The organism is Streptomyces sp. NPDC005004, assembly GCF_053600675.1.
Genome location: NZ_JBSGAH010000010.1, coordinates 101,516 through 114,764 on the forward strand (window position 1 = coordinate 101,516; position 13,249 = coordinate 114,764).

Here is a 13,249-nt window from a genome sequence, read left to right on the forward strand (position 1 = left end):
TCAGCCCGCCTGAGCCATCGAGAAGGCACCCGGAGCAACGGCGGTCGCCCGGTAGGCGATGCCGTGCCGTTCCCGGCCGTTGAAGACGCTCTGCCAAGGCCGTGCCACCAGACCCGGAAGCGAGACCGGAGCACCGACCGTCAGGCCCTCGGTCACGCCGCCCTCCGGGACGGTGACCTGGATCAGCGACGACTCACCCTCGTCGATGTAGACGACGCCGACGGTCATCAGCGCCTCACCGGTCATCGCATCCTTGGCGATCTCACCGGTCTGCCGGTCGCGCACCTTCGGCGCCGGAGCTTCGGTGAGCAGGATCGTGGCGGCCGAGGCGTCAACGCGGATCACACGCACAGGGATTGCTCCTTCTGAGAGTTGATCAACTCATCGACCTGACAAGTTGACTTAGCAAGTTCGAAGCTAAAGATGCCAGGTTGACTTGTCAAGCTGCTATCGCGGGATTTCACTCCTGGACCGGGATCAGCTCAGGCGGTAGGTGTCTTCGAGTTCTTGCCGGTCAGCAGGCAGGAGCACGTCAGCGACCTGCAAGGACCGGCCGGAGGCGTCACAGGCGACGACCAGGACACTCAGCACGGGCATACCGTCCGGCAGATCCAGCAGTTCGGCTTCACCCGCTTCGGGCAACCGGGCCGACACGCGCTCGACCACGTGGTCGAAGCGAACCTTCTTCCGCGTTTCGAGGTGCTCGCGGACACTCCCACTCAGAGGTTCGTCGACCCCCAGCTCAGTTCCCTCGACCAGGCCGGCGGGGAAGTACGACGAGACCAACTCGACAGCTTCGCCGTCCTCCTCGACCAGGAAGCGGCGCATGAGGACTTCGGCCTTCTTCGGCAGGCCGAGGGCCGAGGCGACCCGAGGCGGGACAGGAACGCGCCCGACTTCGATCAGCCGCCCGGCACCCTGCGACTCGTCGCGCTCCAGCGCCTCACGCCCCCGACGGTCCTTCTGCTCGACGACTTCCGGCCGACCGCGGACGATCGTGCCGTACCCCTGTCGGGACTCGAGCCAGCCGTCCCGCTTCAGCAGCTCCAGCGCCCGGACGACGGTCGGGCGGGACATCCCGAAGGACTGCACCAGCTGGTTCTCACTGGGTACGCGGGTGCCGGGCGCGTACGTGCCGTCCTCAATGCGCTGCTGAAGCGTCTGCGCGAGGCGCACGTACTTCGGTGGGTCCACTTCATACGCCATGAACGCCGCCTGTCGGGATTGGCCAAGTCAACTGGTCAATCAGCCTAGCGACACTTTCACACCGGCAGTAGGAGAGGTTAGCTATCCCATCACGCCAGCCAGGCATCAGCGACCACGAAGGAGACGACCGTTCCGCCGAGATGGCTGGGCCCGGAGTGCCAGGAGTCGGCGATGGAGTCGACCAGGAGCAGCCCCCGCCCGTGGGCGTCGTTGGCGTCCGGGCGCCGCAGCCGCACGTTCGCCGGGAAACCCGGGTTGTGCACCTCGACGCGGAGCGAGGTTCCCTCGCGGAACCACTCGACACGCACCAGCCACGGGTCATCGGACTTCCCATAGCAGATGGCGTTGGTCACCAGCTCCGAGATCATCAGGGTGCAGTCGTCGATCGAGCAGGCCGGGCGGTATGGAGCGATGAACTTCCGGAACCAGCGCCGCGCGCGAGATACGGACTCAGGCTCCGGATGCAAGGTCATCGCTCCGAGCCGCGGCGAGTCCTCACAGGGGTGGCGGTCGATCGTGTAGGCCATGCGTGCTCACTCCTTGCCGCTGCCGTCGCAGTCGAGGCAGCGCCGCTTCGACGTGGCACGGTCGCGGTCGTTGGCCGTGGAGAGCGCCAGCGCCGTTCGGGAGCCGACGCGCTTCCATCCACGCCCCCGACACCCCCGGCAAGCTGACCGCGCATCCTGCACCGGCCGCCGACTCGTCACGTCGTGCCCCCTTCTCCTCAAGTGGCCTTGGCCACTTCCTGGATAGTGGCATTAGCCACTTGAGAGGTGCAAGCGGTTCGCCGGAACTGGCGAGTCGTCGTCAGGTGAGCGGGTAGCCCTGCTCGAACGCCCAGCGGTGCGGCGGGTAGGTGGCTTCGGCGAACTCCAGGGGCCGGTCTTGGAGGTCAAAGACGACGTGATGGACGATGAGGACCGCGGACCCCGGCTCCAACCGCAGGTCGTCCGCCTCCTCGTCCGTGGCAGCCCGAGCGCACATCCGGTCTTCCGCGTAACTGCCTTGACGTCCCGTCATCCGCTCGACGTACATGAGCGTCCCCTCCTGGATCCGCTCGGGGTCCAGGAGCTTGGGTGCCCGCTGACCGACATCCGCAGCGAACCACGAAGTGGACAGGTTGATCGGGCCGTCCTGGTTGTTCGTCACCCGCCGGCGGTGCACGGCTCGGCGATCCTTCACCAGTCCCAGCGCCTGGGCGACGTAATCCGGAGCCTCCAGCCAACCGGTCGAGGTGATCACCGCATACTCTCCGGGCGTGTAGATCTTCCCGGTCTGCCGTGCGCGTCCGTACAACTCCCGTGCACGCCGGTTCACTTCGAGGCTGCGCACGTAGGTCCCCGAGCCCTGGCGCTTTTCGACCAGGCCCTGATGGCTCAGCGCCTCTAGCGACCGCGCAGCCGTGGGCCGGGACACCTTCCAGTCCGCGGCGAGCTGCCGTTCCGAGGGAACCTCGTCCCCCGGCCGCAGGTCCCCCCGAAGGATCTGGTCACGGATGTAGTGGGCGATCTGGAGATACTTCGGCTGGGTCTCTTCGATCTGCGGCATTTCCCCTCCCCTCCTCGCCTAAGTGGCTATGGCCTTTGGCCACTATAGGGTGAGTGGCCAACACGTGAACCCGTACTCTGAGCGCATGATGCGGTTGATCGTCGCAGCAGGAGGAGGGGGCGACGCAGTCGCCGCCGCCATGCTTCACGCCGCCCTCTACGGCGACGAGGACCAGGTGGTGATCCTCACGTACGCGTGGGACCGCCTCCTGATCGACCCACTCCCGGGACCACGGGGAGCCGACAGCTTCACGGGACTCGAACCCGTCACTCAGTCCGTCTGGTCGGTGCCGGCCGAGGCCCAGCCGATCGCCCCGGCGGGCTCCACACTCCCCCGACTCGCGGCAGAGCTTCCGCACACCCTAGCCCTGCTCGACCCGCACCACGGCGCCGAGGGCATCACTCGCCAGCTCGAAGAGCTGGTATCCCACCTGGCGCCGACATCCATCGATCTGCTCGACGTCGGCGGCGACATCCTCGCCCAGGGCGACGAACCCACCCTCAAGAGCCCACTCGCCGACGCCCTCACCCTCGCCGCCTGCTGCCAGGTCAACGCCCCGATCCGACTCCTGGTTGCTGGTCCCGGGCTGGACGGCGAGATCTCCCCCGACGACCTGCGCCCTCTGTTCGGCACTCCCGTCCACACCTTCACGACCGAGGACGTGGAGACGATCGGCAGCATCCTGGAATGGCACCCCTCAGAGGCCACCGCCATGCTCGCCGCAACAGCCCGAGGAGCCCGCGGCATCTGCGAGGTGCGCGACTCTGGCCTTTCAGTAGCTCTCACCGACGAAGGCCCCACGGTCCACGAAGTCGACCTGGACGACGCGGTCGGCCGTAACAGACTGGCCCGCGCCATCATGACTACCGCCGCCCTGGACGAGGCCGAGGCATACAGCCGCGAGATCTGCGGCTTCTCGGAGATCGACTACGAACGCAACAAGGCAGCATGGCTCACTGAGCGGCCCCCGACGAAGCTGGACCGCGACGACGTGCTGTCTCGGCTCGACCAGTTCCAGAGTGAGGCCCGAGCCCGCGGAGTCACCCACACGACGTTCCGCCACATCACCGAGGCCTTGAACCTCAGCGGCTCTTACAGGGACGCACTGCGTCAACTGCTCATCAGCAGCCGTCCGGAACAGTACGCAGCTCCGTTGTGGCGCATCCCATCCGACGACTGAGTTACAACCTTCTTCACGGGTTCAAGCCCCGGCTGCGCTCCGCTCCGCCGGGCGCGCTTCCCGGCTCCGCTCCGCGCGACGCTCCTGCCTTCGGCCCGCTCCGCGCGGGCTGCGCCGACGCGCGCCCACATGTGGATAGGGCCGGTGGCCATGAGCCGAGCACCGTAGAAGGTGGCTGACGGTCAAAGCATGCCTCCGGCGGGGGCGCTCAGGCTCCGAGATGGCGGGGGCGCCGTTCGCGAGTGCCGGCGGAGTGGTGGCGTGCGCGGGGAAGTCCCATCCCGTCTGCCGTCGGCCCAGGCAGAGCCGAGCAGACACAGCACCTGGCGTCCAGGTCGTTCGTACAGTGGCGCGCTCCACCTGGACGCCAGGCGCCGCGCCTGCTCCACGGTGTGTGGGCCGACGGCAGACGGGATGGGACCTGGGGGGGAAGTGGTGAGCTAGCGCTCATCGGACCCTCAGGTTCGAAGGGACCGGCGCGAAGCACGAATCAGACATCCTGCGCCCATCAGTTGCCGTCTGAGAGCTACCGCTTGATGCGAGCGGAGGGTGCATCCTGCCGAAGCAACTCACGTACTCCTAGGCGCTGGGCGCACCTGGCGCCGACAGCCGAACATCGCTGACCAAGGTGATCGCGGACTATAAGATCGCCGACGACTCGCCTAGATCGACACGAGGCCGATACGGTAGGCCTGCAACGTACTTGACGGCTCGTAAGGCCGCGAGCGTCGGGGGAGGACGCCGCACCAGTGCTCTTACAGCATCGGGCCGACCGCGGGGAGTGGGGACATGAACAAGGTTACGAAGCTTGAACTTTTGTGGCCCAATAAGGATCAATTCCTTCTTTCCCCCAAAGATGATACCGGCAAGCCCCTTTGGGTGCCACGAGATCACCCAGCCGCATCAGAAGTACGCATAGCCGACTTCACAGACGCTTTTGGCAAGGTCAACGACTTGGCGCCACACGCCGACAACCTCGTCATAACCGGCGACAGCCTCGACGTTTTGCGAATCCTCGCGGAAGTTCCAGAATTTCGCCGGGAATATCGAGGGAAGGTCAAGCTTTGTTATATCGACCCACCCTTTAACACGCGCCAGGTTTTCACGCATTACGATGACTGGATGGAGCACTCAACGTGGCTCTCATTCATGCGGGATCGGCTATTCCTCATAAGGGATCTACTCGCCCCTGATGGCACCATATGGATACATCTTGATAACGCCGAAGTGCATCGAATGCGCTGCCTCATGGATGAAATATTTGGCGCGGGTTCCTTTTTGAATCAAGTCATATGGAAGCGAACCCAAGGGAAATCATCCGCCCGGCGCGGTATGGGCACCATGTGTGACACCTTGCTCATATACAGCAAGACGGATTCCGGTTCGCTAAAGCCAGTCCTGCTACCGATGACCGAGAAGCATCTCGCTACAGAATACCGTTTCTCAGATCACCAGGGCCGCTACATGCTTGGCGACCTTAGCGCGCCCGGCGCTCGAAGTGGTGATTCAGGCGAGGTATGGCGAGGGCGTAAGCCGCCCGGGCGTGGACGGCATTGGGCAGCGCCCACCGTGCCCGGAATTAACGATGGCGATGCGGAATCGCTGCCTACGCGCCAGCGTCTGGACCTACTAGATACAGCAGGCTACATCCACTGGCCCGAGGGCGATGACACGGTTCCCAAATTCAAGCGGTATCTGCACGAGGATAGCGGAGTTGCAGTTGGGGACCTCTGGGATGATATTCAACGCGTAGGCAACTCCTCCAAAGAACGCGTTGGATACGACACTCAAAAGCCGGAAGCGCTGCTCGAAAGAATAATGCAGATGGCGACTAACCCTGGAGACATCGTACTAGATGTGTTCGGCGGTTCTGGCACCACTGCTGCTGTAGCCCACAAGATGGGGCGCAGATGGGTGACTGCCGACGTCAGCCACGAAAGCGTCGATGCGTATATCATCCCTCGTTTGCGTCGAGTTATCGACGGCACTGATGAGGCAGGAATCAGCCGCCGGATAGTCGAAGAGTCCGCTGTTGCGGATCTACCCGAGGGCATGACCTCTGACGACTTCGCGGGCGCTCACAAGGCGCTCAAGGCCGCCATATCTGCTGGTGTAGTAAGTGGTGAAGCTTCCGGCCTAGAGGAAACACTTAAGAAGCTGCAACAACTCGGCCGGAAAAAGAAGCGAGCGGAAATTCTCTGGTCTGGAGGCGGAGCGTTCAGATCAATGGCGGTCGGCCCCTCCATGTATGAGGTAACCGGATACGGCGTAATGCTCACCGAGTGGGCAACGAATGGGAAGTTCTCTCGGGCGGTGGCCGGCCAGTTGGGCTTTGAATGGATCGAAGGAGACGCACCATTTTGCGGTGTGCGAGGTCGGATGAAACTCGCAGTCTTCGATGGAGCTATCGGGCCTGAGGAAATCCAGCATCTCGTTTCCAGGCTAGACGAACGAGAACGGGCAACGGTGGTAGCCAAGGTCATTCTACCTGGCGCTGAAGAAGCACTAGCGAAGATCTCCCGCGGCTCTCGCATACACAAGGCTCCTAGGGATCTACTGACTAGTGCGGCGCGACGCATGCGCCGCCGTGGGGGGGTTGAGCTGTGAGCATTCCTTACGATGCACATCTCGTTGAGCATGTGGCACATACGCTCGATTTGCGTGCTCCAAATCAGGCCGCTTTAAACACTCTCGCGCGCAGACTGGACGACGCAGCAGACGGCACCGAGATGATCGCCGACTTGGCTACAGGCGTTGGCAAGACCTACATCGCCGGCGCTTTGCTGGACTACCTGTACGAGTCGGGAGTACGTAACGTCGTAGTCGTGACTCCGGGTACGACAATTCAAAACAAAACTGTTGCTAACCTGACGCCAGGTCACCCCAAATATCTGCGCGGCCTTCAGTCAAATCCGATGGTCATTACTCTCGACACCTTGGAGCGGGGTGACGTCGGCAATGCTCTAGAGGAAACGGATCGATTCAAAGTCTTCATTTTTACTGTGCAATCGCTCCTGCGCCCTAATACCCGCAGTGCCTACCGCGCGCATCGACCGCACGAAACACTCGGCCAAACTCTTTATGACTACCTGCGAGCAACTGAGGACCTCATAGTCATAGCGGACGAGCATCACGTCTACTTCTCCGGAAACGCGAAGAAGTTTCAGCAAGCGATTGACGACATGCGTCCGCTCGCGCTAGTAGGCTTGACAGCCACTCCGCACGACGCCACGCGCGACAAAGTTGTCTTCCGGTATCCGCTGTCTGAGGCCATTGCCGACGGGTATGTCAAGATTCCGGTGTTGGTATCCCGGCAGGATAACATCAGTGACCTGCGGACACAGATGGCAGACGGAGTCGCTCTCCTGAACGCTAAGGAAAGTGCCATGCGGCACTATTGCAAGAGCACCAGAAAGGAGTATGTCGAGCCAATCCTTTTCGTTGTGGCGCAAACCATCGAGGAAGCCACAAGCCTACGAGACATGTTGGCGAGTTCTGACTTCCTAGATGGCGAAGATAAGGTTCTGCTGGTAACCAGCGAAGAGCCTGACAAGACGCTTGCTCTGCTCGACACCCTTGAGACTCCCGGATCTCCGATTCGCGCCGTAGTTTCGGTATCCATGCTCAAGGAGGGATGGGATGTCAAAAATATCTACGTCATTGCTGCTGTCCGTGCAATGGAGTCCCAACTGCTCACTGAGCAGATACTAGGTCGAGGTATGCGGCTTCCGTTCGGGAGTCGCACTGGTAATCCAATGCTTGACACTGTTGAGGTCCTATCTCACCGATCCTTCACTAGCCTGCTGAAGCAGGCCAAGGCATTGCTCGAGCAGACACTGGGTGAGCGTACTGAGCAAGGGGTTATCGTAATCAACCCCATAGCCGGGAAGAACACCCCCGGACTTCCTATCCGAGAAGATGCAAATCTTCTATCTAGCGCTCTCAGTGACGGTGTATCCGCGATTGAGATTCGACTTCCCGGACCTGCAGCCACCGACTCAACTCAACCAGGCCTATTCGACGTTCAAGAGACCATCCCGCACGTGAGCCATGTGGGGATCGGTTTGGCCACAGTGGCTAGCCGAGTAATTGCAGCGGAGGCCTCCACCGCTACCTTGACTCGCAGATTGCATCCTCGCTCTCCTGGCGGCGTCAAAATCCCTCTTTATCTACCTCATGTCACGACGCGTTGGGAGCGAGACCCCTTCACGCTTACGCAAATTAATCACGCTGATGTGGAAGCGCTTGGGCGACAGTTCTCGAAAGACGACGCTCCAGCCCTGACCCGTAAGGCTCTTGATGCTCAGCGTGATGAGCAGGGTCGGGTGAAATCTGTTATCACGGATCAGACAGAATCCGTGGCAGCTACCCAGACCGCCATCGCCTTTGACACGATAGAAACCGACTTGGTCAAACGGCTTCTATCTACAAATGGAATAGCGGCTACAGTCGCAGAAGCCAATGCTGCAGTGGGGATAGCGCGAGCTTTCCTCGCTGGCGCCGGGGTGACTCAGCAGACCCCCTGGCGGACCGAACACGGGAGGCTGGCGACGGCACGACTGGCCGAATGGATTGGCGCGATGCAGACCTCAAGCCCGGCGCGTGAGGTCAAAGAAGTTACGCACGTTCGTTGGCCCGATCCGTCGGACCGTGTAGAGCCCCGTCCGCCGGCGGACCGGCACATTGTTGGCAGCAGCAGGGATTTTGTTCGCGGATATCCGTATGATGGATGGGCGAAATCCGTGTACGAGGTCAACTCATTTGATGCGTACTCAACTGAGTTCAATCTCGCTTCGCTCTTCGAGATTAGTTCGGGCGTCTCGGCTTGGGTACGGATAAACGAGACTGTCCCTATACGCATCACTTACTTGGTCGGCGCCATCCAAAGACAGTACGAGCCCGACTTCATTGTCATCGACAATGAAGGAGTTTACTGGCTAGTCGAGGGCAAGGCCGATACAGAGATGACCAATCCGATTGTAGCGGCCAAGCGTGATGCGGCCCGTGCATGGGTTTCCACGGTGAACTCAAGTCAGGAAGTCCAGGAAACGTGGGGTTATATCCTGGCCAGCGAGTCCGTGATCGCCAGTGCTTCAACGTGGGCCGCGCTGAAGAGTGGGGCTCAAACCTACCGGTAGCCGGCACAATCCAGCCCGTCACCCGCGTTGGGGCCTGCAGACCCTGGAGGACTTTGATTCAGTCCACTGCTAGCCGCGGGACCACATGTTGCTCGATGGGTCAATGCGAGTAGCCGTGGACTAGCAGTGGACAAAGAGATATCCAGTACGCCAGTTCAGCGCCGTGACTAGCAGTAATACGGCTAGCGCAATCGCCCTCCGGAGCCGTGTGCGCAGGTTCGAATCCTGCCGGGGGCACCCAGTATGAGGTGCCCAAAGACCCCGTTCACAGCGGAAACGCTGCGGCCGGGGTCTTCGCGTATGTGCAGGCGTGTGCCGTCCGGGGCGGGCGTGTGTCGGGGTCCGTGGACGAGGCGTGGGCGGGATCTTGACGCGTCTGCCCAGGTCAGCCCCGGCAAACGGCAAGGCCCCCGGACAAGTCCAGGAGCCTGACGATTGGTTCACCGGCGGTGCCCCGCCGTAGCTGATCTCGGTCGGCTGACCGTCGCGGTGGAGCACAGTGCAGTGGCCACACCTTGAGGGCAAAAAACAGTCCCCAGTAGTACTGCGCGTGTCCTGAAACTTCAGTCGTCACTGTCGTCTCGGTATCGCGCCGGCTTGCTGGGGGCCTGAACCACATCCTGTCCAAGTCACTTCGCCGACTAGACGTCTTCATCGACTTTGCAACTCTTTCGGTGTTATGGGCTACTAACTACGATCCTCACCAGGCGCCATAAGTCAAGAGCCTTTCGGTAAGTTTCGAAGGAAACCTCTCACGATCACCTTCGCCTGCGATATCCGGCTCGTCGGTGGGTCGGCGGAGAGCCGGTCGCGGCCGAGCGATTACCCAGGTCAGCCCATCCAACTGACGAAAATGCCTGCGCATGCGCATCGCCGCGTCAGGCCGGGGGCTCTCCTGGGAGCAGCCTCGGACGGGGTCTGCGGACTATCGGTGGACAAGCTCTTGGGGCATCGCCCCAGGTCAGACTGCCATTTCTGCGGTGCCCGTCAGCCGACGTCCGGCCATTCCTCAGCGGGCGGAGGCGGCTCGGGCTCGTTCTGCCGTTCTGCCTGGCGCCCGTTCTCCCCGCGGAGCGTCGTCAGCCACGGCCAGAGATCCGGCAGCGCCTGCGCCGGGCAAGCCAATCGGTGCTCGATGCGGCACCGCTGGAACTGATCGGGCGGACACACGCCGTACACGGTCACCCTCCCATCGGAGAGCTCGATCCACCGGTACTCCGCCGGCACCGTATGGGCCAAGGGAGCCATGTTCGGCTCCAACATCACCCAGTCGTGCTCCAGCGTGGCCACCCGGTCTCGCGGCAAGCCGCAGAATGGGCAGCGGGACTGGCCGCCATTCAGCCGACGCGATGCCTTCTCCAAAGCCCCCATAGGCCGAGGGTCCGCACCTCGGCGTCCCCTGCGTAGAGCGCGAATCGGACGGGGCGGCTGAGGCGGGGAATCACTCGAGAAACGTGATGCAACCCGGCAGGTGCACCTAGCAACCAAGGACCGATGAAGCCAGGCCGATACACGCCGAAGCGCCGCCCAGGTCCGGCGGTCGACGACGTTCTTCTGCAGCAGGGTGAAGAAGGATTCCATCGCCGCGTTGTCGCCTGCCGCGCCGACCCTGACCAGGGAGCCGACGATCCGGTGTTGATCAAGTGTCCGGACGAACTTCCGTGACGGGAACCGCGATCCGCGAGCGCTGTGGAAGTGGAGGCATCGCGCGTCCGAGGTCGGCGGCCACTTGCTCGACCGTCACGCCCGGGCCTTGGTTCCTCGCGATTCCCACCCGCCCTGCAGGGCAAGCCAGTTCAGATGTCACCCGATCGTGCAGCAGACTCCACCGCCGCGCCGGAGGCTTACGAGGCCATGCTCAATCGCACCAAAGTCGCTACGCCGACCTCTTAAGGCAAAATCCCTGCGCGGCGCGGGCATCACCAGGTGAAGTAGCTCAGAATGAAGGAATGCCGCTCAGGAAGCACCGTGTCAAAAATCGCGACCCCCGAGCATCCGCTTAACGAAATCACCGACAGACTCCCCGCGGGAGTTTGCCTCATCCTTCAGAGATTCGTAAACCTCTATTTCCATGCCCTGGAAAACAATATCAAGCTTTCGCTCTTGACGAGTGGCGACATGCGTATATTCCAGCGGGGACGCCCAGAAGCAACTCTTGCATACCGTTTCATCTTTCACAGAGAGATTGGCGCAATGTTCGCACGACCAGGACTTTGACCGGTTATCGGATGCACACAGAGGCATATAGTCCTCCAACCGCAACTCCGACTTGTCCCCGCCGACAATAAATGGAATTCGATGGTCGGCTTGCAGCTCCCTACCCTCGAAAACCCCGTTGCAGATTCCACATTTATTGTCGAACTCTCGGTTCAGATCGTCTCTGAATTTCTTAGGAATGTTCACCCGCCCAGCCTTGCCGGCGGTCATTTCCTCTACCAGAGTATATTGACGGATGCTCTTACCGGCGGAATTCTTTACATTCTGCCTGGCAATAGTCGCCCCCGCATCTTGCAGGTCACCGATAGCGCGAGGGGGGTGTACATAGCCCATCGCCGTCAGCTGTTCGGTCGTCAGAGAGCCGAACTCAAGCAGGTGGTCACGCGCTTTAGCAGCCCGCGACGACATGGGGAGAGCAGTAATCCAAGCAATGAATTCTTCACTATAGTTCATGGCGAGACTATAGACGGAAGATGATTGTCAGACTAGATCAGAGGGCTAGATCAGACTGTCCTGGCTCCACGACTGAGACCCCAGCCGCCGGTCGAGCCCCTCGACGCCACCGAGTCGTCGCAAAAGTGCAGGAGAAACGTACAAGGACTCCACCGTCACCTGCTTCTTACCCTGCAAAGTAGCCTGCGAAGACACGCCGGCAACAACATGACGATGTGTGAGCCCAAGCTCGTCCGGCAACGCCGCACCGTACTTATTGTCACCCGTCACCATGTCATACGACACGATGAAAGAAACGTCGTTACTCACGGCTTTCTGCAATGTCTCAGCGAAAATTTCACGCGTGAGCCCTTTGAGATATCGGTGATCCGGGACGTCACTTGTTCCCTGATAAGGAGGATCCATATACACGAGATCATCGCGGGTCGCGCCTACCAGGGACTCCTCGTACGAGCCGGTGCTGATCTCTGCCGCACCCATAAGTCGCGAAGTAGCAAGAATGCGCGCCAGCATCACCTTCGGCCGGGCGCCCAGTCGTCGATGATCGGCCCCTTGGTTGAATGCTCCAGATTTACTGTATCGCACAGCCGCCTTGACGCATCGACAAAGGAGGTACAAGAGAAGGTCCGGCTGTTGCGTTTTGTTGAATTTTTCCCGGGCTTCCAGATAGTACGAACGCGGATCCTCCTGCTGCTCATGCCACATCTGCGTGTACGAAGCAATCAGCTCCTCCGGGTGCTCGGCAATCATCCGCCAAAGTCCCATTAGAGGTGCATTTACGTCAGAAATACTCACCCGGTCAGCAACACCGTAGTGACGAGCAGCCACCGAGATAGCAGCAGACCCAGCAAACGGCTCCACCAGTCGCCCAACTTTCCCGTCGGGGAAAAGCGAAAGAATCCGACTGGCCAAAATGCGCTTGCTTCCCTGATAGGGGAATGCCTGAGGTACGGTGCGCGGGCCATCCGTTTTCCAAGGTGCTTGCGGAGTATCCAGAGATGCCAGGGTCATGGACCGTAGTGTACCGTGCGGGCCTGGCCGGTTAAGACTAAACCGCTAAGGTCGCCAGCGCCCGCCCAATAACCAATCGGTTTGCGTCCAGCCTAAAAGAGCTGGACAGTCCCGGTCACCTGCTCAGCGCGACCGCATCGCCAAGCCGGTCCGGCTGGTGCGCAGTAACACCCAATTCGATTCAATTGATAACAGCTTGAGAGAATGTCCGCTAAACGCAAATACAACATTCTGCCCAAGTGAACCAAGTAGCTTTCCACTGGCGCATAGACACCGTTAGACCGTTAGACCGTGTCCTACTCGGTGATACGGACGAAGGGCTGTCCCGTCACTCCAGGCTACGGGGGTGTGGGGGCTGGCATGATGGCGGTCATGACCGCATACCGAAAGGCTGATGCCGCGTAGACGGCCTGGCGCCCTGCGCGCCGAGCGCAGGCGTTCCCGCCTCGGGGAGGGACCGCCGCCGGTGCGGATCCATGGGCTCTCGACTCGCACC

10 protein-coding genes and 1 pseudogene are annotated in these 13,249 nt (G+C 61.3%); 3 read left to right on the forward strand and 8 right to left on the reverse strand.

The features are described from left to right. The 4 genes from ACWEEU_RS16445 to ACWEEU_RS16460 form a co-directional block, all read right to left on the reverse strand. Positions 1–351: an SCO3933 family regulatory protein gene (locus ACWEEU_RS16445; RefSeq protein WP_400903614.1), complete on the reverse strand. Its 351-nt coding sequence runs from the start codon at positions 349–351 to the stop codon at positions 1–3. 126 nt (positions 352–477) lie between these two features. After that, complete coding sequence (locus ACWEEU_RS16450) at positions 478–1,206, reverse strand: GntR family transcriptional regulator (protein ID WP_451732909.1); 729 nt, start codon at positions 1,204–1,206, stop codon at positions 478–480. A gap of 89 nt (positions 1,207–1,295) precedes the next feature. Next, positions 1,296–1,733, reverse strand: coding sequence for an ATP-binding protein (locus ACWEEU_RS16455; protein ID WP_451732912.1), 438 nt, complete (start codon positions 1,731–1,733; stop codon positions 1,296–1,298). A gap of 280 nt (positions 1,734–2,013) precedes the next feature. Further along, positions 2,014–2,754: a GntR family transcriptional regulator gene (locus tag ACWEEU_RS16460; protein ID WP_451732915.1), complete on the reverse strand. Its 741-nt coding sequence runs from the start codon at positions 2,752–2,754 to the stop codon at positions 2,014–2,016. Positions 2,755–2,839: 85 nt separating this feature from the next. On the opposite strand from ACWEEU_RS16460, the gene ACWEEU_RS16465 reads away from it, so the two are divergent. From ACWEEU_RS16465 to ACWEEU_RS16475, 3 genes are all read left to right on the forward strand, one after another. Next, positions 2,840–3,934, forward strand: a complete 1,095-nt coding sequence (locus tag ACWEEU_RS16465; protein WP_451732918.1) for a DUF1152 domain-containing protein — start codon at positions 2,840–2,842, stop codon at positions 3,932–3,934. A 789-nt stretch (positions 3,935–4,723) separates the two neighbouring features. Then, positions 4,724–6,541: a site-specific DNA-methyltransferase gene (locus ACWEEU_RS16470; RefSeq protein ID WP_451732921.1), complete on the forward strand. Its 1,818-nt coding sequence runs from the start codon at positions 4,724–4,726 to the stop codon at positions 6,539–6,541. Next, positions 6,538–9,072: a DEAD/DEAH box helicase gene (locus ACWEEU_RS16475; protein ID WP_451732924.1), complete on the forward strand. Its 2,535-nt coding sequence runs from the start codon at positions 6,538–6,540 to the stop codon at positions 9,070–9,072. The genes ACWEEU_RS16470 and ACWEEU_RS16475 overlap by 4 nt, the downstream gene beginning before the upstream one ends. A gap of 987 nt (positions 9,073–10,059) precedes the next feature. Here the strand turns inward: ACWEEU_RS16475 and ACWEEU_RS16480 are convergent. From ACWEEU_RS16480 to ACWEEU_RS16495, 4 genes and pseudogenes are all read right to left on the reverse strand, one after another. After that, positions 10,060–10,443, reverse strand: coding sequence for a DUF6083 domain-containing protein (locus tag ACWEEU_RS16480; RefSeq protein ID WP_385742299.1), 384 nt, complete (start codon positions 10,441–10,443; stop codon positions 10,060–10,062). A gap of 138 nt (positions 10,444–10,581) precedes the next feature. Next, positions 10,582–10,779 (reverse strand): annotated as a pseudogene (locus ACWEEU_RS16485) (IS3-like element ISAar45 family transposase); the annotation flags it as partial. Positions 10,780–11,043: 264 nt separating this feature from the next. Then, complete coding sequence (locus ACWEEU_RS16490; protein WP_451732927.1) at positions 11,044–11,742, reverse strand: HNH endonuclease signature motif containing protein; 699 nt, start codon at positions 11,740–11,742, stop codon at positions 11,044–11,046. A 45-nt stretch (positions 11,743–11,787) separates the two neighbouring features. After that, positions 11,788–12,753, reverse strand: coding sequence for a DNA adenine methylase (locus ACWEEU_RS16495; RefSeq protein ID WP_385742295.1), 966 nt, complete (start codon positions 12,751–12,753; stop codon positions 11,788–11,790). Between the last annotated feature and the right edge of the window lie 496 nt (positions 12,754–13,249).

Coding starts and splice junctions, on each gene's coding strand:
- ACWEEU_RS16495 (WP_385742295.1), bottom strand. CDS start 12,753: ATGACCCTGGCATCTCTGGATACTCCGCAAGCACCTTGGAAAACGGAT.
- ACWEEU_RS16450 (WP_451732909.1), bottom strand. CDS start 1,206: ATGGCGTATGAAGTGGACCCACCGAAGTACGTGCGCCTCGCGCAGACG.
- ACWEEU_RS16455 (WP_451732912.1), bottom strand. CDS start 1,733: ATGGCCTACACGATCGACCGCCACCCCTGTGAGGACTCGCCGCGGCTC.
- ACWEEU_RS16470 (WP_451732921.1), top strand. CDS start 4,724: ATGAACAAGGTTACGAAGCTTGAACTTTTGTGGCCCAATAAGGATCAA.
- ACWEEU_RS16465 (WP_451732918.1), top strand. CDS start 2,840: ATGATGCGGTTGATCGTCGCAGCAGGAGGAGGGGGCGACGCAGTCGCC.
- ACWEEU_RS16490 (WP_451732927.1), bottom strand. CDS start 11,742: ATGAACTATAGTGAAGAATTCATTGCTTGGATTACTGCTCTCCCCATG.
- ACWEEU_RS16460 (WP_451732915.1), bottom strand. CDS start 2,754: ATGCCGCAGATCGAAGAGACCCAGCCGAAGTATCTCCAGATCGCCCAC.
- ACWEEU_RS16480 (WP_385742299.1), bottom strand. CDS start 10,443: ATGGGGGCTTTGGAGAAGGCATCGCGTCGGCTGAATGGCGGCCAGTCC.